Source organism: Alishewanella tabrizica (assembly GCF_014652375.1).
GTDB lineage: Bacteria > Pseudomonadota > Gammaproteobacteria > Enterobacterales > Alteromonadaceae > Alishewanella > Alishewanella tabrizica.
Genome location: NZ_BMYR01000002.1, coordinates 76,084 through 103,032 on the forward strand (window position 1 = coordinate 76,084; position 26,949 = coordinate 103,032).

A 26,949-nucleotide genomic window follows, 5' to 3' on the forward strand; every position below is an offset into this window, starting at 1 on the left:
TATTTTGGATTCACTATAGCTATTTCCAAGATGTGTGCCATTAAACAATATTGAATTTAAACAATGTGTTAGCTTTAATGCTTGTTTGGTTAGACGGCTAGGCTGCCGCTTAATGGTGCATAGCTGCCTGATTATTGTGCAGTATTATGTTAGGTGTCTTGGCCTGCGTTCACTGACGCATAAGCTTACGAAAAGATGCATTGTGGAGCATAATTCAGTAAAGTGATGCTTTTTAAGAGGAGTTTGCTATGTTGCCATACTTGATTGCCCCTTCAATACTTTCAGCCGATTTTGCTCGCTTAGGTGAGGAGGTAACCAAGGTGTTAGCAGCTGGTGCCGATGTTGTCCACTTTGATGTCATGGATAATCATTATGTGCCAAATTTAACCATCGGCCCGATGGTTTGCCAGGCGCTTCGAAAATTCGGGATCACCGCGCCCATTGATGTGCATTTAATGGTTGAGCCAGTTGATGCATTGGTACCACAATTTGCGAAAGCCGGTGCAAGTATCATTACCTTCCATCCAGAAGCGTCAAAGCATATTGACAGAACTTTGCAACTGATTAAAGAAAATGGCTGTCAGGCCGGATTAGTGTTTAATCCGGGCACACCATTAAGCTATTTAGACTATGTGTTAGACAAAGTCGACGTTATTTTATTGATGTCGGTTAATCCGGGCTTTGGTGGCCAAGCCTTTATCCCAGCAACCTTAAATAAGCTGGCCGCAGCTCGGCAATTGATTAAGCAAAGTGGTTTACCTATTCGTTTAGAAATAGATGGTGGCGTAACAGTCGATAATATTGCGGAGATTGCCGCTGCCGGTGCTGATATGTTTGTCGCTGGGTCCGCTATATTTAATAGCCCAGACTATGCCGCTACGATTGAAGCCATGCGGGCTAATTTAGCTAAAATAAGCAATTAATGGCTTTTTGCTGCGTTTACAGCAGTTAAAGGTATAATACAGCAAATTAAGTGTGTAGTAGCAACAGGATAAAGAGCAGCATGAGTCGTAAACCTATCGTACTGAGTGGCGCCCAGCCTTCTGGACAATTAACCATTGGCAACTATTTGGGTGCCTTACGTCAGTGGGATCGCATGCAAGATGATTATAATTGCTTGTATTGCATCGTCGATTTACATGCGATTACGGTGCGCCAAGAGCCTGATGCGCTGCGCAGTGCCTCGCTAGACAGTTTAGCCTTGTATTTGGCGTGTGGCATTGATCCTGAACGCTCTGCCGTTTTTATGCAATCGCATGTGCCAGAGCACAGTCAATTGGCATGGGTATTAAATTGTTATACCCAGTTTGGCGAATTAAGCCGCATGACGCAATTTAAAGATAAATCTGAACGGCATAATAATAATGTTAATGCCGGGCTGTTTACATACCCGGTATTAATGGCGGCAGATATTTTGTTATACCAAGCGAATCAAGTGCCGGTTGGTCACGATCAAAAGCAGCATTTAGAATTAGCACGTGATGTTGCCACGCGGTTTAATGCGCTGCATGGTGATATTTTTACGATTCCTGAGCCTTTTATCCCCGAGGTGGCAGCGCGCGTGATGAGTTTGCAAGAGCCGTTAAAGAAAATGTCAAAGTCTGACGAAAACCCATGGAACTTTGTGGGGTTGTTAGAAGATCCAAAAATGATCAGCAAAAAATTCAAAAAAGCGATCACCGACTCTGAAGATCCACCACGCGTTTATTTTGATCAAGAAAACAAACCTGGCGTAGCTAATTTATTAAATATTTTAAGTGGTGTTACCGGTAAATCAGTGGACGCGCTGGTCGCAGAGTACGAAGGCAAAATGTATGGTCATCTAAAAACGGATGTTGCTGATGCGGTAATTACGTTATTGGAACCGGTACAGCATAAGTTTAAAGAAATTCGTGCTGATCATGCTTTCATGCAACATGTATTACGTGCGGGCGCCGCTAAAGCCCGTGAACACGCCGCTAACACCCTGCAACAGGTTAACGCTGCAGTGGGTTTTGTTGCACCTTAATCTATCACTGACGATCGGGACATCATAATGCTGTTGATGATCGATAATTACGATTCGTTTACCTGGAACCTCGTGCAGTATTTTGCTGCACTAGGCCAGCAGGTATTAGTTAAACGAAATGATGATGTAACAGTAGCGCAAATTAAGCAGTTAGCGCCGCAATACTTAGTCATTTCTCCTGGGCCGGGTACACCCTCTGAGGCGGGTGTTAGCCTTGCGGCGATCGACGCCTTTGCTGGAAAATTGCCTATTTTAGGGGTGTGCTTAGGGCATCAAGCGATTGCACAGGTATTAGGTGCCAAGGTGGTACGTGCAAGGCAAGTTATGCACGGCAAAAACTCGTTTATACAACATCAACAAACGTCAGTATTCAAAGGATTGCCTTCACCATTAAGTGTTACGCGGTATCATTCTTTGGTGGTTGATGCGGACTCGTTGCCGGCGCAGGTTAAGATCACTGCTACCACCATGCCCGCTGCTGATGGTTGGCAAGATATCATGGGCTTAAGTGTTGCTGAGCAGCAGCTACATGGTGTGCAATTTCATCCTGAAGCCATCCTTACTGAACATGGTCAGACCATGTTGGCAAATTTTTTAGCATTGACTGAATAATCTTTTTTTAATTTCTGCGTTTTTCTGCCAGCACAGTTGGGCTCTGTACTGGCGGCCTGCTGTGTTCACTTATGGGTGTAGTCTTAACGGCTATCTATTCATTTCTGCTGCAAATCTATCTGCAGCCCTTATTTTTTAGGGCTTTGCGAGCCTTTTCAACACAAGACACGGCTGTTTAAATCTGTAATAATGCAGGAAATGACCACATATAGTGGTACGCCTTACCTTACTGCCCGCACTAAGAGGATAGAATTATATGACTGCTGAAACTCAGGTAACCAGAGCGCTGTTTGACGAAGTCATGGTGCCTAATTACGCCCCTGCGAAACTTATCCCAGTAAAAGGGCAGGGTTCACGTGTTTGGGATCAAGAGGGTCGTGAATATATTGATTTTGCAGGTGGAATTGCAGTAAGCAGTTTAGGGCATTGTCATCCCGCTTTAGTTAATGCAATTAAAGACCAAGCCGAGAAGTTATGGCATTTAAGTAATGTGCTGACCAATGAACCCGCTCTGCGTTTAGCCCAAAAATTAGTGGATCACACCTTTGCTGAAAAAGTGTACTTCTGTAACTCGGGTGCAGAAGCCAACGAAGCGGCGTTTAAATTGGCTCGTCGCTGGGCGCTTGATACCCATGGTGAGCACAAAAACGAGATCATTTCGTTTGCAAAAAGCTTCCATGGCCGCACTTTTTTTACTGTTACGGTAGGCGGTCAAGCATCCTACTCAGATGGTTTTGGTCCTAAACCTGGCGCTGTGCTGCATGCCGAATACAACAATCTTGACAGTGTTAAAGCGTTAATTTCTGATAAAACCTGTGCCATTGTGGTAGAACCTATTCAAGGTGAAGGCGGCATTATTCCGGGTGATTATGGGTTTTTACAAGGATTACGTGCACTGTGTGATGAACACCATGCTTTGTTAGTGTTTGACGAAGTACAAACCGGTGTTGGTCGTACGGGCAAGTTATTCGATTACATGAACTGTGGTGTAACGCCAGACATTTTAACCTCGGCAAAATCATTAGGGGGTGGTTTCCCAGTGGGTGCGATGTTGACAACAACCGCTATTGCTGCACATTTAAAAGTGGGCACCCATGGTAGTACTTATGGAGGGAATCCCCTTGCTTGTGCTGTTGCAGAAGCGGCCATTGACACCATTAATACGCCTGAGGTGTTAAACGGCGTGATTAAAAACGAGCATATTTTCAGAGAGTGCTTACAGGCGATCAACGACAAGTACCATGTATTTGCTGAAGTTCGAGGCAAAGGTATGCTACTAGGCGCTGTATTAAACGAGCAATATAAAGGCCGTTCACGTGAGTTTTTCTTAGCCGCGGCTGATCACGGTTTATTCGCGTTAGTCGCTGGGGTTGATGTGGTACGTTTTGCGCCCTCGTTAGTGATCACGGAAGAAGAGATTCGTGAAGGAATGAAACGCTTCGATGCCGCGGTTAAGCAAGTCGTTAATAGTTAATTTAAACGCCAGAAAACGGCACTAAGACCGTTGGCTGGGGTAGCGAGCTACCCCAAGTAACATGAATGAAGCTAGCAGGTGAGTGTAATCACCTGCAACATAATAAAGCAAAAATGGAGTAAGCGACGATGATGATAATTCGCCCGATTAGAGCGAATGATTACCCGGCGCTGTATCAGATGGCAGTAGAATCTGGGCATGGTTTTACGTCCTTGCCGGTAAATGAAGAGTTGCTAATGCGAAAGATTAGCCGCTCAGAAGCTTCGTTTACCAAAGCCACTAATACACCGGGTGATGAGGGGTATTTATTCGTTCTAGAAGATACTAGCACCGGCCAAGTTTGTGGCACTAGTGCCCTTGAAGCCGCGGTAGGGTTAGATGATGCGTTTTATCATTATCACTTGGGTAAAGTGGTGCACAGTTCTCGTTCTTTAGGCGTGTATAAAACGGTTGATATTCTTACCCTATGCAACGATTACACTGGGGTAAGCGAACTGTGTACCTTATTTTTGCGCCCCCAGTTTAGGCAAAAGCATAATGGCCGCTTACTGTCAAAAATGCGTTTTTTGTTTTTGGCCGAATTTGCCGCACGGTTTTCGGATAAAATCATTGCTGAGCTACGTGGTGTGTCGGATGCACAAGGCAATTCCCCCTTTTGGCAATGGTTACAAGAACACTTTTTTTCGGTTGATTTTCCTACCGCAGATTATCTTACTGGGATTGGGCAAAAAGAATTTATCGCAGAATTAATGCCTAAATACCCCATATACGTCAGTTTATTAAGCCCTGTTGCCCAGCAAGTCATTGGCAAGGTACATGAACAAACTCGACCGGCTTTGGCATTACTCGAGTCTGAAGGATTTTCATGTCGCGGGTATGTAGATATTTTTGATGCAGGCCCAACGGTAGAAGCGCGCACTTCACATATTCGAACCATTCGCGAAAGCCAACGTTTACAAGTGGAATTAGGTACTGTTGGTGCCGCTGCTGAACCTTATCTTATCAGTAATACCTCGCTGACCGGCTTTCGTGCCAGTTGGGCCATGTTAGCGCCTACAGCAAACAGTAATCATATCACCCTACCCACTGCGTTAGCGAATGCGCTAGATCTTCGCGCGGGCGATTGGGTAAGAATAAGTAAAATTTAAAAACAGGAGTGACAGATGAGCCAAGCAGTGCAATTTATTAATGGTCAGTGGTTAGCTGGCGCAGGCCAAGCTTTTCAATCTTTAGATCCTGCAAAGAATCAGATTATTTGGCAAGGTCAAGCTGCCAGTGCTGCGCAAGTAGCGGACGCCATAGCGGCTGCACGTCAAGCGCAATTAGCCTGGGGCGATTTAAGCTTTAATGAACGTGTGGCCTACGTTAAAAAATTTGCCGAACAGCTCAGCAGTCAAAAAGAGGTATTTGCGGCATGTATCGCTGAGGATACCGGCAAAGCCATGTGGGAAAGCCGTACTGAAGTGGCAGCCATGATTGGTAAAATTGATATTTCAGTGCGTGCTTATGAAGAGCGTACTGGCGTAAAAGAAAACCCTATGCCACAAGGGCGTGCGTTTTTACGGCATAAACCACATGGTGTAGTGGCGGTATTTGGCCCTTATAATTTCCCAGGCCATTTACCCAATGGTCATATTGTACCTGCTTTATTGGCAGGGAATACTGTTGTTTTTAAGCCGTCTGAGTTAACGCCGAAGGTGGCAGAGTTTACCGTTAAATTGTGGCAACAAGCGGGTATCCCTGCGGGGGTGATTAATTTGGTACAGGGTGAAGTTGACACAGGTAAAGCTCTGGCCAGTGATAACGGTATCGATGGCTTATTCTTTACGGGCAGTTCACGTACCGGACATTATTTACATCAACAATTTGCGGGTCGGCCAGAGAAAATTCTCGCGCTGGAAATGGGTGGTAATAATCCTCTATTGGTTAAAGACGTTACCCAGATTGATGCTGCGGTGCATGATATTATTCAATCTGCATTCATTACATCAGGACAGCGCTGTACGTGTGCCCGTAAATTATATTTACCTGCTGATGCACAAGGTGATGCGATATTAGCCAGGTTGCTGCAGGTCAGTGAGGCTATCGTTGTCGGCGAGTATGATGCTCAGCCACAACCCTTTATGGGATCAATGATTTCACAAGCCGCAGCCAAAGGTATGTTAGCAGCACAACAACAATTGATCGCCTTAGGGGGTAAAGTATTACTTGAGTTAACGCAGCCACATGCTGATAAAGCTATTGTGACACCAGGTATTATTGATTGCACTGCCATAACGGATTTTCCAGATGAAGAGCACTTTGGCCCCTTATTGAAAGTCTTCCGCTATACCGATTTTGATCAGGCAATTGATGCGGCTAACCAAACTAGCTTTGGTTTGTCGGCAGGCTTGCTGAGTGATAGCCATGAGTTGTATCAGCATTTTTATAAGCGGATCCGAGCGGGTATTGTAAATTGGAATCGTCCCATTACTGGGGCAAGTTCGGCCGCGCCGTTTGGGGGTATTGGTAAAAGTGGTAACCATCGCGCCAGTGCTTATTATGCAGCAGACTACTGCGCTTATCCGGTTGCGTCGGTGGAGCTTGAGCAAGTTGTTTTACCTGAGCAGTTATCTCCAGGCCTGACGTTTTAAGGACATTAGGTTTACTGTTTATCTGATCGGCGCTCCCGCGCCGATTTGTTTTCTGCAAAATATTTTGCTTAAATAATCCCTGTTAGCTATTCACTGTTGTAATATGGTTAACGCCATTTACGTAGCACTTTTTGAGCAGGTTATTTATGGTCATTGATAAACCCGGTTACGAACACCTGATCCAGTTTCTGACTGAACATTTAACGTTATTTACTGCTCAGGGACCGATCGCTACGCCAAGTAAAACAATTGGGGTATTGCTTGAAGAAAAGATTGCTGAGCAAATCATTACGCTTTGTACCCAGCATAGCGATTTAGAAATGAATCATCGTTCATTAATTATTCGTGAAATCGATGGCATTATGTATGATCTACAAGAAATATTGGCCTCTGTTTTAGAAAAACCCGCCACGGAACATCAACTTGAACTGATTACTGAAATTGCTATGTTGGTAAAAAATCTGTTCGATAACGCCATTGCAGCATTGTTTGATTAACTGCATATCTATTACCACTCTTATAATTAATAGTTTTTTCGCTCTTTTTTCGCTTTTTTCTAAGTCTTGCTGTTCTCTGTCTCCTGTTATGGTTGCCCAGTAGGTTAGCCTTGTTAAACCAAGCGGCGATTTTACTGGCGACTTACAGATGTTTTACGTAGAATATGCAGCCTTATTTTTAAGCTGGAATCGCATCATGGAAGCCAAAGTAAGCTGGGTTAATGGGTTAACCTTTATGGGGCGCTCAGGCAGTGGTCACGCAGTGGTTTTTGACGCCGACCGTGACAGCAATACTGCGCCAACGCCGATGGAAATGTTGTTAATGTCTGCTGGTGCCTGTTCATCGGTAGATGTTGTGGGCATTTTACAAAAAGCGCGGCAGAAAATTGTCGGTTGCGACGTTGAGTTATCAGCAGAGCGGGCTGACACCATTCCTAAAGTCTTTACGCGTTTACACTTACATTTTGTTGTTTCGGGTTCGGAACTGAGTGAGAAGCAGGTCGAGCGAGCTGTTAACTTGTCGGCCGAAAAATACTGTTCTGTTTCCATTATGTTGTCTCAGAGTGTCAAGGTAACGCATTCGTTCAGCATTAAAGATGCTGATTGATCCTCGTGTGTCTGCAAGGTCGGGCTGAAAGTTAACTGCGGCGTGTGTGTGCGTCGTTAGCGGAGAGCAAAAAAATTGGTTAAGCCTTTTGAAAAACTGAAACTACATGGTTTTAATAACCTGACTAAAAGCCTCAGTTTTAGTATTTACGATATTTGTTATGCTAAAACAGAGCAACATCGTCAGGAATATATTGAGTATATTGATGAGCAATACAATGCTGATCGTCTTACGGATATTTTGACCGAAGTAGTGGATATTATTGGCGCCAATGTGCTGAATATTGCTCGTCAAGATTACGATCCTCAAGGCGCCAGTGTGACGATTTTGGTCAGTGAAGAACCGGTGATAGTGGATCCCGATAATACTGAAAATCCAGGTCCCTTGCCCGAGGCAGTAGTTGCACATTTAGATAAAAGCCATATTTGTGTGCATACCTATCCTGAAGTGCATCCACACGATGGTATTTGTACCTTTCGTGCCGATATTGAAGTATCGACCTGCGGTATTATTTCGCCGTTAAAAGCGCTGAATTACCTGATTCATAGTTTTGAATCTGATGTCGTGACCATTGATTATCGCGTGCGTGGTTTTACTCGCGATGTGAATGGTACCAAGCACTATATTGATCATCCTATTTCATCGATTCAAAACTTTATGGACGATGATACCAAGAAAGCGTTTCAGATGATCGATGTTAACGTTTACCAAGAAAACTTATTCCACACCAAAATGATGCTAAAGGAAGGTGATTTAAATAATTACCTGTTTGGAATGGGAACAGACACGATGGCCGCTGAAGAGCAAAAATTGGTAAGTAAGAAAGTGTTTCGCGAAATTCGTGAGATTTTTTACGGTCGCAATTTGCCAGAAATCAAATAAGTTGTTTTGTAAAAAAATAGGCCTGCTCGGGCCTATTTTTTTACCTGCGATTTAACATCTAGCGTGTAAGCGTTTCTGCACTAAGGCTTCAATTAAGGGCGTTAAAATAAGTTCCATGGCTAAACCCATTTTACCTCCAGGTACCACGAGCGTATTAACGCGCGACATAAAAGCACCATCAATCATTTGTAAATAGTAGGGAAAATCCACATGTTTTATGCCCCTAAAACGGATAACAACAAAGCTTTCATCCAATGAGGGGATATCTTTGGCGCTAAAGGGATTTGAGGTGTCAACGGTAGGCACCCGTTGAAAATTGATATGGGTGCGAGAAAATTGCGGCGTGATATGATTAAAGTAATCTTCCATACTGCGAACAATACTGGCTTGCACAGCCTCACGGCTATGCCCACGCTCTGAGGTATCGCGAATAATTTTTTGGATCCACTCTAGGTTAACTATCGGCACCATCCCAATCAATAAATCAACATGTTGCGCCACATTGTGCTGTTCGGTGACTGCCGCGCCATGTAATCCTTCGTAGAACAATAAATCGGTATTAGGACGAATTTCTTGCCAGGGCGTAAAAGTACCAGGTAGTTGATTGTAGGGGACGGCTTCATCAAAGGTATGCAAATATTGACGGATCCGTCCGGTCCCCGTTTCGGCATAACTAGCAAAAAAGTTTTCTAGTGCGCCAAAATCGTTGGCTTCAGGGCCAAAATAACTAATATAACGACCTTCCTCTTTGGCTTTTCGAATAGCCAAATCCATTTCTGGCCGGCTAAAACGGTGAAAGCAATCCCCCTCAACGAAAGCGGCATCAATCCCCAAGGTACGAAAAATATGCTTAAAGGCATTCGTGGTGGTGGTGGTGCCGGCACCCGATGAACCGGTTACCGCAATAATTGGATTTTTAGTAGACATAACGTCAGCCTATAACGTGAACTTTTAATACCTTATCGGAATACCTTGCCAAGGTGCAACTATTATCCATAAGTATGATCTTATTCGTCGTGCGTTAGTACAACTACAAGATATAGTGAGAACACTCATTAAAATAATATTACCGCAAGTAAGGAGTCATTTATGTCAGACATTTTGCTGACACTGGTTATTGTTTCATTATTACCGTTTTTAGCAAAAATGCCGTTGGTCTGGGCAATGCACCGTGCTGGTGGATATGATAACCATTATCCTCGCCGGCAGCAGGCGGCACTCACAGATTTTGGCCAGCGTTGTAATGCGGCGCATTACAACAGTTTCGAAGCCTTATTGGTGTATGTCGCGGCCTGTGTATGCGTTATCGCTGCTACGAGTGTGAGTCCAGCGATGGTGATTGCAGCGTGGAGTTTTGTTTTATGTCGAGTGGCTTATCTTGTATGTTATTGGTTAAATTGGGCAACAGCACGCAGTTTAATTTGGCTCGGCTCTATGGCCGCAGCCATCAGTATGATGCTGATGGCATTAAACACGATAGGCTAAGTTTGAACGCGCTGCGTGTTATCAACAACCGCAACGCGTTCGTGCCACAAGATCTAAAAGCGGAAGGTCGCGATAATCGGATCATGATCCGACGAACGATACGGGTTAGTATCGTATAATTGCTGCCGTTGGCTGGCAGGTTTAAAACGCAAGCTGTAATCCAATAATACCGGCTCATCCGCATTAATGGGCCAGTGTGCGAAATGGTGTAACTTTTCGGCTAAACTTGGGCTAGCGAGCATATGATCTAACGAACCCGACTGCCCTCTAAAAACAAAGGAGTAAGAAGCCGCGTTACCCTCACTGAGGTAAGTCCAACCATGTGTTTCAAAAAAGCGAATAGGATCTTCCATTCGGTAAGCATTAAAGTCACCCACAATAACCTGATGTGGACTCGTTATCCCAGTAGGATAGGTTTGTAGCCATTGTTGTAACGCTGTAGCGGCTGTCACTCTTGCCGCATTCCAACAGGCTTGGCCATCACCTTGATCCTTTTGCAGTTCATAGTCGGCACTGCCTGTACGAGGACAACTACCTTTTGATTTAAAGTGGTTAACCGCTAAGGTAAATTCGGTCTCGCTAGCAATATGGCGAAAACTTTGTGCTATGGGTGCGCGGTGTAGGCGGGTAAATGGCGCTGCGGTTTGCAAGGCAGTGTCGCCTATTGGTACTACTCGATTGCTACGGTAAAACATACCGACTTTAATCGCATCAGAACCTGGCTTGTCGGTTGTGATCACCATGTTATACGGTTCGGCTGCTTGTTGATTAACGGCAGCGAGTAACGTGGCGATGGCACTGCCAGTATCATAGCCGTTATTTTCTAACTCTAACAAACCTATAACGTCTGCATCTAGAGCCAGTAGCGCTGAAACTAGTTTAGCTTGTTGCCGAGCAAGTTCTTCGGGAGAACGTGCGCCACGACGGGTAGGGAAAGCCGGCTCCTGACCTTGCCCAGTAAAGAAATTCAATACATTGTAGCTGGCAATACGCAGTTCGGACGATAGTGCCGCAGTAGGGGCTGCTGGTCTGGGATTGGATACATTAAAACGGGGTTGCTGAGTAGGTAATAATCGGTAACCGCGTTCATCTTGATGCACTATGCCTGCCACATTCAAGACTTCATCACCAACGCGTAATGTACTTTGCGCACTTAGACCGGTATTTGGATAGGGCAGTGGATCCGGGTTTTGACGCCAAGCGCCATCATCTAACAGAATGGCTTGCCGAGTGTGCTGCTCAGCTAATTGCTGTGCTGCCGGACCGGGTGCGACCACTTGTGTTGGCACCATGAGTCGTTCGTTGGCCAGCAAGATCTCGCCATAGCGTCCCAATTGAAACGTATCGGCTACCACTAAAGGTTGAGGGATACTGATCCACATGCCTTCTAGCGCTTCCCAGCTTAAAGGCGCCGTTAACGGTAATTGCAGAGCCAGTGGTTGCATCTCTTGCTGACCACATTGGCTGAGCACCTCAGCGTCAATTAAACTGGTTAATTGATCAACTTCCGCCACAATGCCTTTTACCAGTAACACCTGGCCTTTTTGATATTTTTCTGGTTCTTGTACGACCACAAAAATCCCTTCTGCCGTTGTTGGATCGGCATCGGCTTGCACGCTTTGTAACATTAATCCTGGGGTTGGGCTGTCTAAATATACGTGCCCTAGTACTACACCTTGTACACTGACTTGTTGGCTTAACAGGCTACTGATGTCAGCAGAACCTTGTACTTGGCCTATTTGATGTGATGCCTGCTCACAGAGTGTGGTCGGTTGTTGACAGCCCGCCAATAAGGCAGACAAAAGGGCACCAAAGGTTAACGTAAAAAGACGCATAATGTTTCCTGTTACACTGTATAAAGGGGGCTATTTAAAAAAAGGTGCCGAAGCACCTTTTTCAAACGACAGTATGAAGTTATTAGGTGTTTTGCTCACGCGCAATAGCACGATAACCAATGTCCGTTCGATAAAACACCTGATCCCAACAGATTTGCGACGCTAATTGATAAGCCGCGTGTTGTGCTTCGGTAACGGTATTGCCTAAGGCTGTGGCACAAAGTACGCGCCCGCCATTGGTTACTACGTCGTTATTGTGCAGTTCAGTACCGGCATGAAACACCTTCGTACCGTCAGGCGATGGCGTATCTAATCCGTGGATCACGGCGCCTTTAGCATAAGCATCGGGATAGCCACCTGCGGCCATCACCACACCAACGGCGGCTTGATCGGTAAACTGAATATGTGCTTTATCCAACTCACCTAATACCGCTTGTTGGCAAAGTGTGACAAGATCAGATTCTAAGCGCAGCATGATCGGCTGTGTTTCAGGATCTCCAAAGCGACAGTTAAACTCTAACACCTTGGCGGAGCCATCAGGTGCAATCATTAAACCCGCGTACAAGAAACCTGTATATACGTTACCTTCCGCGGCCATTCCGCGTACCGTCGGATAAATCACTTGCTGCATTACCCAGTCATGCACAGCAGGTGTTACCACTGGTGCAGGCGAATAGGCTCCCATGCCCCCCGTATTGGGGCCTTTGTCACCATTATCTCTGGCTTTATGATCTTGGGATGAGGCAAATGCTAGGGCATTTTGACCATCGACCATAACAATGAAAGATGCTTCTTCGCCAAGTAAAAATTCCTCTATAACAACACGACTGCCGGCATCGCCAAACTTATTCCCGGCTAACATGTCATCAATGGCGGCAAAGGCATCCGCTTCGGTTTGCGCAATAATCACGCCTTTGCCAGCCGCTAAGCCATCTGCCTTAATAACAATAGGTAACCCCAATTGTTGAACAAAGGCTTTGGCCGGGGCAATCTCGGTAAAGTTTTGGTAAGCCGCTGTAGGGATGTTATGTCTCGCTAAAAAGTCCTTGGCAAAGGCTTTTGAACTTTCTAACTGAGCTGCTGCTTGCGTAGGGCCAAAAATCGCCAAGCCAGCAGCTCTAAAATGATCCACTACCCCTTTAGCAAGCGGAGCTTCTGGGCCAACAATGGTTAAATCCACCTGCTGCTGTTGAGCAAACGCCAGTAAGCTAGCGACATCATCCGCGGCAATTGCCACGTTTTCTAATGCTGCTTCGCGCGCAGTCCCGGCATTACCAGGCGCAACAAATACCTGCGTGACACGCGGGGATTGTGCCGCTTTCCAAGCCAGAGCATGTTCACGGCCACCGCCACCTATTACCAATACTTTCATTAGCTTATCCGTTGTTATCAGTTAATTTAAAGGTTTACGAAACTTCAGCGTCATGCGGTCGCTTTCACCAATGGCTAGGTACTTTTCGCGATCAACGTCGCCTAAGCGTAAACTTGGCGGTAAGGTCCACACACCAGAAGGATGATCTGCTGTATCTTTAGGATTGGCGTTGATCTCGCTGGTGCTGTCTAATACAAACCCTGCTTTTTCCGCTAGGCTAACCGCCAAGCTTTGTGGCATGTAGCCGCTTCGCGTCCATTCAGTATTTGACTGTGCTTCGGGTAAACGGTGCTCTACTACCCCAAGTACTCCACCTGGTTTTAGCGCGGTATAAAAATGGGTAAAGGCTGTTAGCATGGCGTCTTCACCACCGGCAATGTACCAATTGTGTAAATTACGAAAGGTCAGTACGACATCTGCGGAACCGGCGGGGGCAATCGTGACACCAGGAGTTGGGGCAAATTCGGTAACTTGCACTTTGGCGTAACGCGGATCTGCGGCCAGTTTTTCTAAAAATGCAGCACGACTGCGTTGACCATAACCGGAGGCATTAGCAGGGAAATGGGCTGCGTAATATTTGCCTTGGTCAGCCAGTAGCGGCGCTAAAATTTCGGTATACCAGCCCGCGCCGGGTGACACTTCAACTACGGTGCTTTGAGGGGTTACTTCAAAAAAATGTAGAGTGGCAGCAGGATTACGGTACTGATCACGTTTTGTGAATTCAGCGGTACGGTGTGGACTATTAACCGCTTGTTCTAGGGCTGGCGTAGACGCTAACAACGCATTGCTGAACATTGCGGCGCTTGACAGTAAGGCGGTCAGGGTGACGATTCGGCTTAAACGAAACATAGTAGGTGACTCCTTATGAAAGTTAGCCTTAGTTTAACAAAGCAAGGCCGTAATTGCAGCGCCTTTTATGGCTGAATTCTTGGGGGCTTTTATTTCACGTTTTAGGTGGCTAGACTGCTAAATTTCAGTCAACAAACGTAGTTGGCTATGCTAGAATGCATACCCTTTTTCGCATGGGTATCGTTATGTTAGAGCAAATCAAAGTGGTGTTAGTTGGCACAACGCATACAGGTAATATGGGTTCGGTTGCCCGCGCTATGAAAACGATGGGCCTCTCGCAGTTGTGTTTGGTTGCGCCTAAGAGCGAGCCTGATGGTCAAGCTTTTGCGTTAGCTGCGGGTGCTAGTGATATCCTTGCTGCGGCTAAAACCTATGATCACCTTGCTGAAGCCGTTGCTGATTGTACGTTAGTGGTAGGCAGTAGCGCCCGTTCCCGCACTCTTAGTTGGCCGATGTTAGCCCCGCGTGAATGTGGATTAAAAGCGGTATCCGAGGCTAAATTAGGCCCTGTGGCATTGGTTTTTGGTCGAGAAAGTAGTGGGTTAACTAACGAAGAATTGCAGCTATGTCAGTACCATGTGTGTATTGATGCCAATCCGGAATATAGTTCACTTAATTTGGCAATGGCGGTACAAATTTTATGCTACGAAGTGCGGATGGCTGTGCTTGCTGAACAGGCGGGCGAGGCTTCAGATGCTGTATCACAGGTCATATCTGATGAAGCAGGCAATATTGCTGCCGACCTTAGTGCGAGCCCGCAGAGTGATAGCGTTAATTATCCAACATCAGCGCAGATGGAAAATTTTTATCAGCATTTAGAAACAGCACTTACCCACACAGGTTTTATTATCAAGCAGCATCCGGGTGTGGTGATGACGAAATTAAAACGATTATTTACTCGCGCACGACCTGAAGAAGCCGAGTACAACATCTTACGCGGTATTTTAACGTCCATGCTGCGCTTAGAAAAAGTTGATCATAAAACGCCCAAAGCGTAACGGATAACTAAGGAGTCATTGGCATGTTTTCTGGCATTAAAGAAGATATTCGAAGTGTTTTTGATCGTGATCCCGCGGCACGCAGTGCGTTTGAAGTCTTTACAACCTATCCAGGGTTACATGCAATTTGGCTGCATCGTGTCAGCCATCGTTTATGGCTAGCGCATTGGCGCTGGTTGGCAAAATGGCTCAGTACGTTAGGGCGTTGGTTAACCGGCGTTGAAATCCATCCTGGTGCAAAAATTGGCCGCCGTTTTTTTATTGATCATGGGATGGGGGTCGTAATAGGTGAAACGGCCGAAATTGGTGATGATTGCACGCTGTATCACGGCGTCACGCTTGGGGGGACCAGTTGGAATCCTGGTAAACGTCATCCTACATTAGGCAAAGGCGTGGTTATTGGTGCGGGCGCTAAAATATTAGGGCCACTCATTGTGGGAGAGAATGCGCGCATTGGCTCTAATGCTGTGGTAGTAAAAGATGTGCCCGCAGGGGCCACGGTAGTGGGTATTCCAGGACGTGTCGTGGCAAAAGTGGCCGCTGAAGTGTCTGAACAACGCCAGCATTTAGCCAAAAAATTTGGGTTTGATGCCTATGCGGTTTCTGCTGAGAATCCTGATCCCGTCGCCAATGCTATTGGCAGCTTATTAGATCACATTCATGTTCTTGACAATAAAGTGAGTGAACTCTGTAAAAGTGTCAATTCATTGGGAGGGAATGTCTGTTCTGAGGTCCCCACGGTAAACATTAATGAAGTGGATTTTCGTGATGCAGAACAGCGTGCAGCCGAGCAACGGCGTAAGGATGTTGAGGCGTTTGATCCACTCATTTAGGGTGAATACCTGACTAGAATACTAGGATTAATACTTGACTAAAACAGTCAGGAATGTACAATGCAACGTATTCTGGAAAGGAGCTATTTATGCGATTAACGTCCAAAGGCCGCTATGCGGTTACCGCAATGCTGGATGTGGCTTTGCATGCTGTGCAAGGCCCGGTACCGTTAGCTGATATTTCAGAACGGCAGGGTATTTCGCTGTCTTATCTAGAACAATTATTTGCCCGCTTACGCAAACAAGGCCTAGTGAGCAGTGTGCGAGGGCCAGGAGGCGGTTATCAATTAGGGTTGGCCGCTTCAGCCATTTCTATCTCAGCAGTGATCGCTGCGGTAGATGAATCAGTAGATGCTACTCGGTGTCAGGGTAAGTCAGATTGCCACGGCGGTGTTCGTTGTTTAACCCATACGCTGTGGAGTAATCTCAGTCACCGAATCGAAGATTTCTTAACCAATATATCCTTGGAAGAATTGGTTAGGCAGGAAGAAATGCGGCAAACCGCTCAGCAACAAAGCCGTAAAATTAAAAATCCCGCAACTGATATCGAAGTCAGCTGCCAGCTGTAAGCGCAACACGGAGCCAATAATGAACCTACCAATATATTTAGACTATGCTGCTACAACCCCGGTTGATCCGCGGGTTGCAGAAAAAATGATGCAATTTCTGACAATGGATGGCCAGTTTGGTAACCCGGCGTCACGTTCACATCGTTTTGGCTGGCAGGCTGAAGAGGCGGTAGAAATTGCCCGTAGCCAGATTGCTGAACTTGTAAATGCTGATCCACGTGAAATTGTATTTACCTCGGGCGCAACCGAATCTAACAATCTTGCTATCAAAGGCGCCGCCGAGTTTTACCATAAAAAAGGTAAACATTTAATTACGGTTAAAACCGAACATAAAGCGGTGTTGGATGCGATGCGGCAGTTAGAACGTGAAGGCTATGAGGTGACATACCTTGATGTTGAAGCCAACGGCTTAGTCGATTTAGAAAAACTCACTAACGCCATGCGCCCCGATACAACCGTTGTTAGCATTATGCATGTGAACAACGAGATTGGTGTGGTGCAAGACATCGCGGCGATCGGTGAGTTATGCCGTAGCAAAGGCATTATTTTTCATGTTGATGCCGCCCAGTCTACTGGCCGCGTGGCCATTGATTTGCAAAATTTAAAAGTAGATTTAATGTCTTTTTCAGGCCATAAAACTTACGGCCCTAAAGGTGTAGGTGCATTATTTGTGCGCCGTAAGCCGCGTATTCGCTTAGAAGCGCAAACGCACGGCGGTGGACATGAGCGCGGCATGCGTTCGGGTACCTTAGCCACTCATCAAATCGTTGCGATGGGTGAATCGTTCCGTATCGCCAAAGAAGAAATGGCTTCAGAGCAAGCGCGTATCACGGTATTACGTGATCGTTTATGGAACGGTATCAAAGATATTGAGCAAGTATTTTTAAATGGTGATGCTACGCAGCGTGTCCCTGGTATTACCAATATCAGCTTTAACTATGTTGAAGGTGAATCGCTGATCATGGCGTTAAAAGATATCGCTGTTTCATCAGGTTCAGCCTGTACATCTGCCAGTTTAGAGCCTTCTTATGTATTACGGGCCCTGGGTTTGTCAGATGAATTAGCGCATAGCTCAATCCGGTTTAGTATTGGTCGTTTTACCACAGAAGAGCAAATTGATCACACTATCAAAATTGTGCACGAAGCGATTGATAAACTTCGTGAAATGTCGCCGCTGTGGGATATGTACAAAGACGGCGTAGATTTAAACACTGTGGCCTGGGTGGCGCACTAATCAGGCGCTATCGCCACATAAGAGGTAACTAACATGGCTTACAGTAATAAAGTAATTGATCACTACGAAAATCCACGTAACGTGGGATCCTTCGCCAAAGATGATCCGAGTGTAGCTACTGGTATGGTCGGTGCACCAGCCTGTGGTGACGTAATGAAGCTACAAATCAAGGTCAATGAGCAAGGCATTATCGAAGATGCTAAGTTTAAAACCTACGGTTGTGGCAGTGCTATTGCGTCGAGTTCGTTGGTAACCGAATGGGTTAAAGGTAAGACGCTGGACGAAGCTCAGCAAATTAAGAATACTGACATTGCGCATGAATTGGCGTTACCGCCGGTAAAAATTCACTGTTCTATCCTAGCGGAAGATGCCATCAAGGCCGCCATCGCAGATTACAAACAAAAGCGTGGGAGCTAACCCCAGATGGCCATTTCAATGACAGTGGCAGCAGCCGAGCGGGTGAGTAGTTTTCTGCAAAACCGTGGTAAAGGTGTTGGCTTGCGCGTAGGCGTGAAAACGACTGGATGTTCAGGCCTGGCTTATGTACTGGAGTTTGTCGATGAATTAAACGACGATGATCAGGTGTTTGAAGATCATGGGTTAAAGTTGATCGTAGATGGCAAAAGTTTGGTGTACATCGATGGCACACAGCTTGATTTTGTGAAAGAAGGCTTAAACGAGGGATTTCAATTTAATAATCCTAACGTTAACGGCGAATGCGGTTGTGGCGAAAGCTTTACCGTGTAAGGCGGGCACTGAGGTAGCATGAATTACTTTCAGTTGTTTGACTTACCCGCGCAATTTGAGTTGGATTTAACCGAGCTGGGTTCACGTTATCTGGCACTTCAAAAACGGTTTCATCCCGATAATTTTGCGGCTGGGTCAGAGCGAGACCGTTTGCTGTCAGTACAGCAAACGGCCAACATCAATGATGCGTATCACAGCCTTAAGCAACCTCTGCTTAGGGCTGAGCATTTATTGGCGTTACGGGGTTTAAAAATTAGTAATGAGCAACGTAGCTTTACTGATCCGGTTTTTTTAATGCAGCAGATGGAGCTGCGTGAGCAGTTGGCCGAGGTGTCGGCACAAGTTGATACGGAACAGGCGATTGCCGATATAGAACAGCAATTACTGAAACAGCGTAAATTGTTGTTAAATGCATTACATCATGCGCTTGCCGCGGGTACCGCAGAGCAAGATCAGGTAGCGGCCGAATTGGTTCGCAAACTAAAATTCTTCTATAAACTGCAGCAAGAGCTGGAGTTAATCGAACAGCAACTACAAGACTAAATTCACTATGGCGTTACTTCAAATCGCGGAGCCGGGCCAAAGCGCGGCCCCGCATCAACACAGATTGGCGGCCGGTATAGACCTTGGCACCACTAACTCACTGGTTGCTACCGTACGTAGCGGTGAAGCTAAAACCTTAGTCAACAAAGCGGGTGAGGCTATGGTGCCTTCGGTCGTACGTTATACGGCTGATGGAATACAGGTGGGTTCTGCAGCACAAGCTGCCGCGGTGGACGATGCTGAAAACACCATAGTGTCAGTTAAACGCTTAATGGGTAAAGGGTATCAAGAAACCTTAGCGCTAGCGCACGAGTTGCCCTATCAATTCGTAGAGCAAGCCGGATTGGTTGCCATTAACACGGTGCAAGGCGTTAAAAATCCGGTAGAAATTTCAGCTGAAATTTTAGCAACGCTGGCAAACACGGCCAGTGAAACGCTAGGCGGAGAATTAAATGGTGTGGTTATCACCGTGCCAGCTTACTTTGATGATGCACAGCGCCAAGCAACCAAAGATGCCGCAAAGTTAGCCGGTTTAACCGTGCTACGCTTACTAAATGAACCCACTGCCGCGGCCTTAGCCTATGGTTTAGATTCTGGCCAAGAGGGAATTATTGCGGTTTACGATTTGGGTGGCGGTACCTTTGATATTTCTATTTTACGTTTACGTCGAGGTGTCTTTGAAGTCTTAGCCACTGGCGGCGATTCCGCGCTGGGTGGTGACGATTTTGATCAAGCACTGGTTACTTTTTTACAACAGCGCCATGGACAACAGGCCTTATCGGCTAGCGCGCGTCGTTTGTATCAGCAGCAAGCACGCGCGATTAAAGAACGTTTAACCGAGCATGCGCAAACGACTTACGATTTTACTGCCGATGGCCAATTAGTAACCGGTGTTGTTAACCGTACCGACTTTACCGATTTAATTACAGGCTTGGTAAAACAGACGATTCGTGCGTGTCGCCAAACGCTGCGTGATGCCGATTTAACTACTGATGATGTCGCAACGGTTGTCATGGTTGGCGGGTCAACTCGTGTACCCTTGGTGCGGCAACTCGTGGCTGATTTTTTTGCTAGCGAACCGTTAACATCAATCGATCCTGATAAGGTGGTGGCGTTAGGTGCGGCGATCCAAGCCAATGTTTTAGTTGGTAATAAAGCCGAACACGAAACCCTCTTGTTAGACGTGATCCCGTTGTCATTGGGTATTGAAACCATGGGCGGGCTTACCGAGAAAATTATTCCGCGCAATACGGTCATTCCGGTGGCGCGAGCACAAGAATTCACTACCTTTAAAGACGGTCAAACGGCTATGGCCATTCATGTGGTGCAAGGTGAGCGTGAATTGGTTGAAGATTGTCGTTCGTTAGCCCGTTTTGAATTACGAGGTATTCCGCCCATGCCTGCTGGTGGTGCCCATATTCGTGTGACCTTTCAAGTTGATGCGGATGGTTTACTCAGTGTCAGTGCGGAAGAGAAATCTACCGGTGTACAAGCCAGTATTCAGGTAAAGCCCTCTTACGGGTTAAGTGATGAGCAAGTAGCATCCATGATCAGAGGCTCAATGCAATATGCACGTCAGGATATGCAGCTTAGGTTATTACGCGAGCAGCAAGTTGAAGCCGAACGGGTGTTAGAAGCCGTGAGTGCCGCTTTAAATTCCGATGCTGCACTGTTAGATGCCGACGAGTTAGCGCAGATTCGGCAATCATTAACGGTGTTACAAAACGTAAAACAGCAAGACAATACTGCTGCAATTAAAGCAGCGATTGAACATACTAATCAGTTAACAGATGAGTTTGCGGCACGGCGTATGGACAAATCCATTCGATTAGCGCTGCAAGGCCATAAGGTAGATGAGGTTTAACCATGCCACAAATCGTATTTTTACCCCATGCAGAGCTGTGTCCAGAAGGCGCTGCGCTTGACGCGAAACGTGGTGAGACCGTGTTAGATGTGGCGCTTCGCAACGGTATTTCTATTGAACATGCTTGTGAAAAATCATGTGCCTGCACTACGTGTCACGTGATTGTGCGCGAAGGGTTTTATTCGCTGAACGAAAGTGATGAGCTTGAAGAAGATATGTTAGACAAAGCGTGGGGTTTAGAACCAGAATCACGCTTAGGCTGTCAGGCACGTATTGCCGATGAAGATTTAGTGGTCGAAATTCCTAAGTACACGGTCAATATGGTCAGCGAAGGTCATTAGGCTTTTTCCAAATTTTAGCGTATAATTTGCCGCCCAAAATTTTAACCCTTTAGATTAATAGGAGCCTAACATGGCCTTAGAACGTACCTTCTCAATTATCAAGCCTGATGCTGTTGCTAAAAACCTGATCGGCGCAATTTACAGCCGTTTTGAAGCTGCAGGCTTACGCATTGTTGCCGCTAAAATGTTACACTTAAGCCGTGAACAAGCTGAAGGCTTCTATGCTGAGCACAAAGAGCGTCCTTTCTTTAACGCTTTAGTGTCTTTTATGACGTCTGGCCCAGTTGTAGTTCAGGTGTTAGAAGGCGAAAACGCTGTATTGAAAAATCGTGAAATCATGGGTGCAACTAACCCGAAAGATGCTTTAGCGGGTACGTTACGCGCTGATTTTGCAGACAGCATCGATGAGAACGCTGTTCACGGTTCAGACGCTGCTGCCTCTGCTGCCCGCGAAATTGCCTATTTCTTCACTGACGCAGAGCTGTGCAGCCGCACACGTTAATCGTTCGCAGTGAGAGAAATACTAAGGGGGCAATAGCCCCCTTCTTTACATTACATGTGTTACACGCATTTTTTATTGATATTGGTTAGCAGGAGTATCCTGGAATGAGCAATTCCGCCGCTTTAGTAAATTTACTGGATCTGACGCGATCACAGATGCAGGATTTTTTCGTCAGCCTTGGTGAAAAGCCATTCCGTGCCGATCAAGTCATGAAATGGATTTATCATTACTGTGTTGATGATTTCGACAAAATGACGAATATCAATAAAAAGCTGCGCGAGTTGTTAAAAACCCGCTGCGAAATAAAAGCGCCAGTGATTGCCACGCGTCAAGACAGTGCTGATGGCACCATTAAATTTGTAATGGCACTGGCGGGTGGTCAAGAAGTAGAAACCGTTTGGATCCCAGAAAAAGATCGACGCACACTCTGTGTTTCATCACAGGTAGGCTGCGCCTTAGATTGTTCGTTTTGTTCTACAGCACAGCAAGGGTTTAACCGTAATTTAAGTGTGTCAGAAATTATTGGTCAAGTATGGCGCGTGTCACAAATTATCGGTAGCTTTGGTGATACGGGCGAAAAGCCGGTGACCAATGTGGTGATGATGGGCATGGGCGAACCCTTATTGAATTTAAACAATGTCGTGCCAGCCATGGAATTAATGTTAGAAGATTTTGGCTTTGGTTTATCCAAGAGACGGGTGACCTTAAGCACCTCTGGCGTGGTACCTGCGTTAGATTTGCTGCGTGAGAAAATTGATGTTGCGTTAGCCATCTCGTTGCATGCCCCCAATAATGCACTGCGTGATGAACTGGTGCCCGTGAATAAGAAATACCCGATGGAGGAGTTTCTAGCTGCCTCGCGTCGCTATATTGAACATTCTAAAGCCAATGACAAAGTGACCGTTGAGTATGTCATGTTAGAGGGCATAAACGACAGCATGGAGCAGGCACACGAACTGGCTAAAGCCTTGAAAGATACGCCATCGAAGATTAATCTTATTCCATTTAATCCGTATCCTGGCTCGCCTTACAAACGTTCAAGCAATTCACGGATTGATCGTTTTAACAAGGTCTTACAAGAACACGGTTTTACTGTTATGGTACGTAAAACGCGCGGAGATGATATTGACGCCGCGTGTGGTCAATTGGTGGGTGATGTTATCGACCGGACCAAACGATTAATTAAAAAGCAGCAAAAAGGTGACGCTATCACAGTAAAAGTGCTGCAATAACAGAATGGATGGCCAGTGGTAATGCAGAAATATCCTGTTGTCACCGCGCTTACGGCACTATTTATGCTCTCAGGCTGTGTGTCTGAGAGTACGTATGTTGCAAATGAGCGCCAAGTTACACAGCGAAATGTCGATAATACTGAAGCAGCTAAAACCCGCATTTCGTTGGGACTAAATTATTTACGCCGTGGTGATAGTACGCAAGCGCTGTATAATTTAGAGCGCGCCAAAACCATGGCGCCCAATTTACCTGAAGTGTATAACGCCTTGGCGTTTTACTATCAAACGGTAGGCGAGCATCTACAAGCGGAAAATGCGTATAAGCAAGCCATTGCCAAAGACAGTAATAATGCCGATGCTTACAACAACTACGGGGCTTTTCTTTGTCAAATTGAGCGCTATGCCGATGCTGAGCGTTTGTTATTGTCAGCCATTTCCAAGCCTGGTTATATTCGGGTGGCTGAGAGTTATGAGAATTTGGCGCTGTGTCAACTTGAGCAAAACGGTTTTGAGCAAGCTCGTACTTATATTGGCTCATCTATTACGCATAATGGTACGCGGATCACTGCGTTAATTAACAGTGCGTCACTTAATTATGCGATGGGGAACCTTGCCGATGCGAAAGCTGACTTACAGCGGATCCAGCGCCTAGGCCGCGTATCGGCACGCAGTACGCTACTGAATTATTTAGTTTCAGAAAAGCAAGGTGATGTATCCACCATGCGCCATGCTGAACAATTATTGTTAACGCTTTATATCGATACTGAAGAAACGCGGCTCTTATTACAGCAGCGCATAATGGAAAGTGAGTTTGAGCAGTTACGTGAGCGCTATAAACAGCATTTATTAGCCAGTTTGCAGCCTTCTGGTTCAACAACCGTGCAATCAGATGCTGCTATGCCACAACCTGTGGCTAACCCGCAGCTGCGTATTCGTCGTAAAACGCCTGAGCATGTAAGCCCAGAAGTAACGCGCTCGACGCTAGCGGCGCACTCTGCCGCTGTAACAACAGAGGCTGCAGCGCCTCAGCCAGTGCTACCAGTGCCACAGTCGACTGTATCACAGTTGACAGGGGTACCGTCGACAGAGCCACAATCGACAGTGCCGCAATCGACAATGCCATCAGATACGTCTGGCGTTAACGCCGTATTACCCGCACCAACCGATTCGACAGCGTCCGTTGCCACCTCTTTACAGCCAACACCAGCATTGCCCACAGAACAAACAACGCTGATTGACGCGCCAGCCTCGACGACACTGCCATCTCAAACAACAGCGCAACCACAAACGATAGCGCAATCACAAACGATAGCGCAGCCGGTAACGTCTGAGGTTCAAGCTTCTGAACCAGAGAAACAGAAGCCGGTACCTGTGCGACTGGCCGCAGCGCAACCCGTAGATGAGTATTATCATCTCGTGGCAGAGGGTGATACTATGTTTGCAATATCATACCGTTATAATATTCGCCTCGAGCGCTTCTTGGCTTGGAACCAGCTAACTGAACAAAGTCGGCTTAAGATTGGTCAGAAACTTTATATTGTGGATCCGGCATCAATTAATCATGAGTAATAACGAACAAGCTCAGCAAACTGTCTCCTCCGAGCTAAGTGTTGGACAGTTACTAAAACAAGAACGTGAGCGACGTCAGCTGACATTAGAGCAAGCTGCGCAACAGCTTAATTTAAAAGCGCATGTGCTACAAAGTATTGAGGCCGATGAGCCAGATAAAACTATACTACCCACCTTTATGCGCGGGTATTTGCGTGCGTATGCCCGTTTTCTGAAGATACCAGAACAGCCATTACTTACGCATTTTGAGCACGCACATCAGGTGAAAAGTGCGCCGGTTAAAATGATGAAAACCTTTTCTAATCGGCAAGCCAAGTTACAAACTGAAACACGGTTTATGTGGTTGACCTATGTTATAGCGGCCTTGTTGCTGGCGTCATTAGCCGCATGGTTATGGCAGGGTGCGCGTGATTTTAATGCCTTAAATGAGCCTATAGCGTCCACAACGGGTCTAACATTAGCCGACCGTGCTGAGTCGATGCCTGTATCCACGGCCGTAGCCGATTTAACTGTCGTTCCAACGACGGCGCCTTCTTTAACAGTACCTACGCAAGTTGCACCAACGTTAGACAATACGGTTACTGCAGAAGCCACACCGCAGGTAGCTGAGGCGTTGCCATCAAGCGCAGCACAATCTGTTTTGGCATCAGAACCGATTACTGTGGCATCTTTACAAGAGACCTCATCAGAAACGGTTACCGCTAACCCCTTAGGCGAGCTTGCTACGGGCATCCCGGCAGAATCTTTTGGAGATAGTAGCGATAGTGGTTTAGATCGCCTTAAAATGACCTTCAGTGACAATTGCTGGATAGATGTACTAGACAGCAATGGTGAGCGTATTGCTTATGGTACTAAGCAACCGGGCTATGTTATGGAATTAAATGCCAAGGGCCCATTTACGATTACCTTGGGTAATCCAGGTGTTGTGGCAATTGAGATTAACCAAACGCCATTTGATATGTCTGGCTTCCCCGGCGGCCGGGTGGCGAAATTTACTTTGGCAGGACAAAACGAATAATGTTTGCAGAGAATCCGATTAAACGTCGGCACAGCACCCAAATTAAAGTGGGTAATGTGTTAATAGGCGGTGATGCCCCGATAGCGGTGCAATCTATGACCAATACCCGCACGACAGATGTCGATGCGACAGTGGCACAAATTCGCGCAATTGCAGCGGCAGGCGCAGATTTAGTGCGTGTCTCTGTGCCAACGATGGAAGCGGCTGAAGCATTCAAGCTGATCAAGCAACAATCTCCGATCCCTCTAGTGGCAGATATCCACTTTGATTACCGTATCGCCTTAAAAGTGGCTGAGTATGGCGTAGATTGTTTGCGCATTAATCCTGGTAACATTGGTCGTGAAGATCGGATCCGTGCGGTGGTTGATGCAGCAAAAGATTACAATATCCCTATTCGTATTGGCGTAAATGGCGGTTCATTAGAAGCCGACATTCAAGAGAAATATCGTGAGCCAACGCCAGAAGCCTTAGTGGAATCGGCCATGCGGCATGTGGATATTTTAGACCGTTTAAACTTTGATCAGTTTAAGGTGAGTGTAAAGGCCTCCGATGTTTTTTTGGCGGTTGGCGCTTATCGCCTATTAGCGACGCAAATTAAGCAACCACTGCATCTTGGGATCACTGAAGCCGGCGGCGCGCGGGCGGGCGCGGTAAAATCAGCCATAGGTCTAGGCATGCTGCTAGCTGAAGGTATTGGTGATACGCTGCGTATTTCTTTAGCTGCTGATCCGGTAGAAGAAGTGAAAGTGGCCTTTGATATTCTTAAGTCGTTACGGATCCGTTCCAGGGGCATTAATTTCATTGCCTGTCCAAGTTGTTCACGACAAGAATTTGATGTCATTAAGACCATGAACGAATTAGAACAACGTTTAGAAGATATTGTCGAGCCTTTAACGGTATCCGTGATTGGTTGTGTTGTAAACGGACCAGGTGAAGCTCTAGTATCAGATTTAGGCGTTGCCGGCGCCAATCGCAAAAGTGGTTTTTACATCAATGGTGAAAGACAACGTTTGCGGCTAGACAATGAACATATAGCGACACAACTTGAACAGCAAGTACGGCAGTATCTGCAGCAACGCATTACGGTCAAACAACTATAACACTGGTTGAGCACTTGCTACGGTCTGTTGTGCTGAAATTCGCATCTTGTTGCAGATTAAGGGTATAATTATCCTCTTTTTTGTGGTGTTTGCTAGCAGGGCTTTGTGGCACGCATAGCTTGGCTTTAGAGAACTAAAAACGGAA

28 protein-coding genes are annotated in these 26,949 nt (G+C 46.2%); 24 read left to right on the forward strand and 4 right to left on the reverse strand.

The features are described from left to right. Nucleotides 1–248: 248 nt before the first annotated feature. The 9 genes from rpe to speD all read left to right on the forward strand — a co-directional run bounded on the left by rpe (nucleotide 249) and on the right by speD (nucleotide 8,713). Entirely contained in the window at nucleotides 249–923 is a 675-nt protein-coding gene (rpe, locus tag IE070_RS02745) for a ribulose-phosphate 3-epimerase (protein ID WP_189480234.1), read from the forward strand. 80 nt (nucleotides 924–1,003) lie between these two features. Further along, nucleotides 1,004–2,008, forward strand: coding sequence for a tryptophan--tRNA ligase (gene trpS, locus IE070_RS02750; RefSeq protein ID WP_189480235.1), 1,005 nt, complete (start codon nucleotides 1,004–1,006; stop codon nucleotides 2,006–2,008). A 27-nt stretch (nucleotides 2,009–2,035) separates the two neighbouring features. After that, on the forward strand, nucleotides 2,036–2,620 hold the full coding sequence (locus tag IE070_RS02755) for an anthranilate synthase component II (protein ID WP_189480237.1): 585 nt from the start codon (nucleotides 2,036–2,038) through the stop codon (nucleotides 2,618–2,620). Nucleotides 2,621–2,876: 256 nt separating this feature from the next. Next, entirely contained in the window at nucleotides 2,877–4,094 is a 1,218-nt protein-coding gene (locus IE070_RS02760; protein ID WP_189480239.1) for an aspartate aminotransferase family protein, read from the forward strand. A gap of 128 nt (nucleotides 4,095–4,222) precedes the next feature. Then, the gene (astA, locus tag IE070_RS02765) at nucleotides 4,223–5,242 is read left to right on the forward strand and encodes an arginine N-succinyltransferase (RefSeq protein ID WP_189480241.1); all 1,020 of its coding nucleotides are present in this window, start codon (nucleotides 4,223–4,225) and stop codon (nucleotides 5,240–5,242) included. A 15-nt stretch (nucleotides 5,243–5,257) separates the two neighbouring features. Further along, complete coding sequence (gene astD / locus IE070_RS02770; protein WP_189480243.1) at nucleotides 5,258–6,727, forward strand: succinylglutamate-semialdehyde dehydrogenase; 1,470 nt, start codon at nucleotides 5,258–5,260, stop codon at nucleotides 6,725–6,727. 146 nt (nucleotides 6,728–6,873) lie between these two features. Further along, the gene (locus tag IE070_RS02775) at nucleotides 6,874–7,224 is read left to right on the forward strand and encodes a DUF3802 family protein (RefSeq protein WP_189480244.1); all 351 of its coding nucleotides are present in this window, start codon (nucleotides 6,874–6,876) and stop codon (nucleotides 7,222–7,224) included. A gap of 196 nt (nucleotides 7,225–7,420) precedes the next feature. Further along, nucleotides 7,421–7,831: an OsmC family protein gene (locus IE070_RS02780; protein WP_189480750.1), complete on the forward strand. Its 411-nt coding sequence runs from the start codon at nucleotides 7,421–7,423 to the stop codon at nucleotides 7,829–7,831. A gap of 75 nt (nucleotides 7,832–7,906) precedes the next feature. Beyond that, nucleotides 7,907–8,713, forward strand: a complete 807-nt coding sequence (speD, locus tag IE070_RS02785; protein ID WP_189480246.1) for an adenosylmethionine decarboxylase — start codon at nucleotides 7,907–7,909, stop codon at nucleotides 8,711–8,713. Between the two features lie 51 nt (nucleotides 8,714–8,764). On the opposite strand, the gene IE070_RS02790 is transcribed toward speD, so the two are convergent. Continuing rightward, nucleotides 8,765–9,640, reverse strand: coding sequence for a phosphoribulokinase (locus tag IE070_RS02790; RefSeq protein WP_189480248.1), 876 nt, complete (start codon nucleotides 9,638–9,640; stop codon nucleotides 8,765–8,767). 162 nt (nucleotides 9,641–9,802) lie between these two features. Here IE070_RS02790 and IE070_RS02795 point away from each other — a divergent pair, with 162 nt between their 5' ends. After that, nucleotides 9,803–10,198 carry an MAPEG family protein gene (locus tag IE070_RS02795; protein WP_189480250.1) on the forward strand — a complete coding sequence of 132 codons (396 nt, stop codon included), beginning with the start codon at nucleotides 9,803–9,805 and terminating at the stop codon, nucleotides 10,196–10,198. Between the two features lie 53 nt (nucleotides 10,199–10,251). Here the strand turns inward: IE070_RS02795 and IE070_RS02800 are convergent, their stop codons facing one another. From IE070_RS02800 to IE070_RS02810, 3 genes are all read right to left on the reverse strand, one after another. Beyond that, nucleotides 10,252–12,033: an ExeM/NucH family extracellular endonuclease gene (locus IE070_RS02800; protein WP_189480252.1), complete on the reverse strand. Its 1,782-nt coding sequence runs from the start codon at nucleotides 12,031–12,033 to the stop codon at nucleotides 10,252–10,254. Between the two features lie 82 nt (nucleotides 12,034–12,115). After that, nucleotides 12,116–13,405, reverse strand: coding sequence for a phosphoribosylamine--glycine ligase (purD, locus tag IE070_RS02805; protein ID WP_189480254.1), 1,290 nt, complete (start codon nucleotides 13,403–13,405; stop codon nucleotides 12,116–12,118). 21 nt (nucleotides 13,406–13,426) lie between these two features. Continuing rightward, on the reverse strand, nucleotides 13,427–14,254 hold the full coding sequence (locus tag IE070_RS02810; RefSeq protein ID WP_189480256.1) for a class I SAM-dependent methyltransferase: 828 nt from the start codon (nucleotides 14,252–14,254) through the stop codon (nucleotides 13,427–13,429). Nucleotides 14,255–14,439: 185 nt separating this feature from the next. On the opposite strand from IE070_RS02810, the gene trmJ reads away from it, so the two are divergent. The 14 genes from trmJ to ispG all read left to right on the forward strand — a co-directional run bounded on the left by trmJ (nucleotide 14,440) and on the right by ispG (nucleotide 26,804). Next, nucleotides 14,440–15,252: a tRNA (cytosine(32)/uridine(32)-2'-O)-methyltransferase TrmJ gene (trmJ, locus tag IE070_RS02815; protein WP_189480752.1), complete on the forward strand. Its 813-nt coding sequence runs from the start codon at nucleotides 14,440–14,442 to the stop codon at nucleotides 15,250–15,252. A gap of 23 nt (nucleotides 15,253–15,275) precedes the next feature. Next, nucleotides 15,276–16,085, forward strand: a complete 810-nt coding sequence (gene cysE / locus IE070_RS02820) for a serine O-acetyltransferase (RefSeq protein ID WP_189480257.1) — start codon at nucleotides 15,276–15,278, stop codon at nucleotides 16,083–16,085. 89 nt (nucleotides 16,086–16,174) lie between these two features. Continuing rightward, nucleotides 16,175–16,654 (forward strand): Fe-S cluster assembly transcriptional regulator IscR, encoded by a 480-nt coding sequence (gene iscR, locus IE070_RS02825; RefSeq protein ID WP_189480259.1) that lies wholly within the window; start codon nucleotides 16,175–16,177, stop codon nucleotides 16,652–16,654. Between the two features lie 19 nt (nucleotides 16,655–16,673). Then, nucleotides 16,674–17,888 carry an IscS subfamily cysteine desulfurase gene (locus tag IE070_RS02830; RefSeq protein ID WP_189480260.1) on the forward strand — a complete coding sequence of 405 codons (1,215 nt, stop codon included), beginning with the start codon at nucleotides 16,674–16,676 and terminating at the stop codon, nucleotides 17,886–17,888. Between the two features lie 33 nt (nucleotides 17,889–17,921). Continuing rightward, nucleotides 17,922–18,305 carry a Fe-S cluster assembly scaffold IscU gene (gene iscU, locus IE070_RS02835; protein WP_189480262.1) on the forward strand — a complete coding sequence of 128 codons (384 nt, stop codon included), beginning with the start codon at nucleotides 17,922–17,924 and terminating at the stop codon, nucleotides 18,303–18,305. 6 nt (nucleotides 18,306–18,311) lie between these two features. Next, entirely contained in the window at nucleotides 18,312–18,635 is a 324-nt protein-coding gene (iscA, locus tag IE070_RS02840) for an iron-sulfur cluster assembly protein IscA (protein WP_189480264.1), read from the forward strand. A gap of 18 nt (nucleotides 18,636–18,653) precedes the next feature. Then, on the forward strand, nucleotides 18,654–19,178 hold the full coding sequence (gene hscB / locus IE070_RS02845) for a co-chaperone HscB (protein ID WP_189480266.1): 525 nt from the start codon (nucleotides 18,654–18,656) through the stop codon (nucleotides 19,176–19,178). A 7-nt stretch (nucleotides 19,179–19,185) separates the two neighbouring features. After that, on the forward strand, nucleotides 19,186–21,042 hold the full coding sequence (hscA, locus tag IE070_RS02850) for a Fe-S protein assembly chaperone HscA (RefSeq protein ID WP_189480268.1): 1,857 nt from the start codon (nucleotides 19,186–19,188) through the stop codon (nucleotides 21,040–21,042). Nucleotides 21,043–21,044: 2 nt separating this feature from the next. Next, nucleotides 21,045–21,383, forward strand: a complete 339-nt coding sequence (fdx, locus tag IE070_RS02855; RefSeq protein WP_189480270.1) for an ISC system 2Fe-2S type ferredoxin — start codon at nucleotides 21,045–21,047, stop codon at nucleotides 21,381–21,383. A 70-nt stretch (nucleotides 21,384–21,453) separates the two neighbouring features. Next, nucleotides 21,454–21,885, forward strand: coding sequence for a nucleoside-diphosphate kinase (gene ndk, locus IE070_RS02860; RefSeq protein WP_189430322.1), 432 nt, complete (start codon nucleotides 21,454–21,456; stop codon nucleotides 21,883–21,885). Nucleotides 21,886–21,989: 104 nt separating this feature from the next. Further along, a complete protein-coding gene (gene rlmN, locus IE070_RS02865; protein ID WP_189480272.1) occupies nucleotides 21,990–23,117 on the forward strand; it encodes a dual-specificity RNA methyltransferase RlmN in 1,128 nt (375 codons plus the stop codon). Between the two features lie 21 nt (nucleotides 23,118–23,138). Continuing rightward, on the forward strand, nucleotides 23,139–24,686 hold the full coding sequence (pilW, locus tag IE070_RS02870) for a type IV pilus biogenesis/stability protein PilW (RefSeq protein WP_189480274.1): 1,548 nt from the start codon (nucleotides 23,139–23,141) through the stop codon (nucleotides 24,684–24,686). Further along, complete coding sequence (locus IE070_RS02875; RefSeq protein WP_189480276.1) at nucleotides 24,679–25,704, forward strand: RodZ domain-containing protein; 1,026 nt, start codon at nucleotides 24,679–24,681, stop codon at nucleotides 25,702–25,704. Before pilW ends, IE070_RS02875 begins: the two co-directional genes overlap by 8 nt. Beyond that, nucleotides 25,704–26,804 (forward strand): flavodoxin-dependent (E)-4-hydroxy-3-methylbut-2-enyl-diphosphate synthase, encoded by a 1,101-nt coding sequence (gene ispG, locus IE070_RS02880; protein WP_189480278.1) that lies wholly within the window; start codon nucleotides 25,704–25,706, stop codon nucleotides 26,802–26,804. Before IE070_RS02875 ends, ispG begins: the two co-directional genes overlap by 1 nt. The last annotated feature ends 145 nt before the right edge of the window (nucleotides 26,805–26,949 follow it).

Bases quoted from the DNA above. Each gene is read 5' to 3' on its own strand.
- trpS (WP_189480235.1), top strand. From the start codon at position 1,004: ATGAGTCGTAAACCTATCGTACTGAGTGGCGCCCAGCCTTCTGGACAA.
- rpe (WP_189480234.1), top strand. From the start codon at position 249: ATGTTGCCATACTTGATTGCCCCTTCAATACTTTCAGCCGATTTTGCT.
- hscA (WP_189480268.1), top strand. From the start codon at position 19,186: ATGGCGTTACTTCAAATCGCGGAGCCGGGCCAAAGCGCGGCCCCGCAT.
- iscU (WP_189480262.1), top strand. From the start codon at position 17,922: ATGGCTTACAGTAATAAAGTAATTGATCACTACGAAAATCCACGTAAC.
- ndk (WP_189430322.1), top strand. From the start codon at position 21,454: ATGGCCTTAGAACGTACCTTCTCAATTATCAAGCCTGATGCTGTTGCT.
- IE070_RS02775 (WP_189480244.1), top strand. From the start codon at position 6,874: ATGGTCATTGATAAACCCGGTTACGAACACCTGATCCAGTTTCTGACT.
- astD (WP_189480243.1), top strand. From the start codon at position 5,258: ATGAGCCAAGCAGTGCAATTTATTAATGGTCAGTGGTTAGCTGGCGCA.
- IE070_RS02830 (WP_189480260.1), top strand. From the start codon at position 16,674: ATGAACCTACCAATATATTTAGACTATGCTGCTACAACCCCGGTTGAT.
- purD (WP_189480254.1), bottom strand. From the start codon at position 13,405: ATGAAAGTATTGGTAATAGGTGGCGGTGGCCGTGAACATGCTCTGGCT.
- IE070_RS02760 (WP_189480239.1), top strand. From the start codon at position 2,877: ATGACTGCTGAAACTCAGGTAACCAGAGCGCTGTTTGACGAAGTCATG.
- hscB (WP_189480266.1), top strand. From the start codon at position 18,654: ATGAATTACTTTCAGTTGTTTGACTTACCCGCGCAATTTGAGTTGGAT.
- pilW (WP_189480274.1), top strand. From the start codon at position 23,139: ATGCAGAAATATCCTGTTGTCACCGCGCTTACGGCACTATTTATGCTC.
- iscA (WP_189480264.1), top strand. From the start codon at position 18,312: ATGGCCATTTCAATGACAGTGGCAGCAGCCGAGCGGGTGAGTAGTTTT.
- IE070_RS02790 (WP_189480248.1), bottom strand. From the start codon at position 9,640: ATGTCTACTAAAAATCCAATTATTGCGGTAACCGGTTCATCGGGTGCC.
- IE070_RS02780 (WP_189480750.1), top strand. From the start codon at position 7,421: ATGGAAGCCAAAGTAAGCTGGGTTAATGGGTTAACCTTTATGGGGCGC.
- IE070_RS02800 (WP_189480252.1), bottom strand. From the start codon at position 12,033: ATGCGTCTTTTTACGTTAACCTTTGGTGCCCTTTTGTCTGCCTTATTG.
- astA (WP_189480241.1), top strand. From the start codon at position 4,223: ATGATGATAATTCGCCCGATTAGAGCGAATGATTACCCGGCGCTGTAT.
- trmJ (WP_189480752.1), top strand. From the start codon at position 14,440: ATGTTAGAGCAAATCAAAGTGGTGTTAGTTGGCACAACGCATACAGGT.
- iscR (WP_189480259.1), top strand. From the start codon at position 16,175: ATGCGATTAACGTCCAAAGGCCGCTATGCGGTTACCGCAATGCTGGAT.
- ispG (WP_189480278.1), top strand. From the start codon at position 25,704: ATGTTTGCAGAGAATCCGATTAAACGTCGGCACAGCACCCAAATTAAA.
- cysE (WP_189480257.1), top strand. From the start codon at position 15,276: ATGTTTTCTGGCATTAAAGAAGATATTCGAAGTGTTTTTGATCGTGAT.
- IE070_RS02810 (WP_189480256.1), bottom strand. From the start codon at position 14,254: ATGTTTCGTTTAAGCCGAATCGTCACCCTGACCGCCTTACTGTCAAGC.
- fdx (WP_189480270.1), top strand. From the start codon at position 21,045: ATGCCACAAATCGTATTTTTACCCCATGCAGAGCTGTGTCCAGAAGGC.
- IE070_RS02795 (WP_189480250.1), top strand. From the start codon at position 9,803: ATGTCAGACATTTTGCTGACACTGGTTATTGTTTCATTATTACCGTTT.
- IE070_RS02875 (WP_189480276.1), top strand. From the start codon at position 24,679: ATGAGTAATAACGAACAAGCTCAGCAAACTGTCTCCTCCGAGCTAAGT.
- IE070_RS02755 (WP_189480237.1), top strand. From the start codon at position 2,036: ATGCTGTTGATGATCGATAATTACGATTCGTTTACCTGGAACCTCGTG.
- rlmN (WP_189480272.1), top strand. From the start codon at position 21,990: ATGAGCAATTCCGCCGCTTTAGTAAATTTACTGGATCTGACGCGATCA.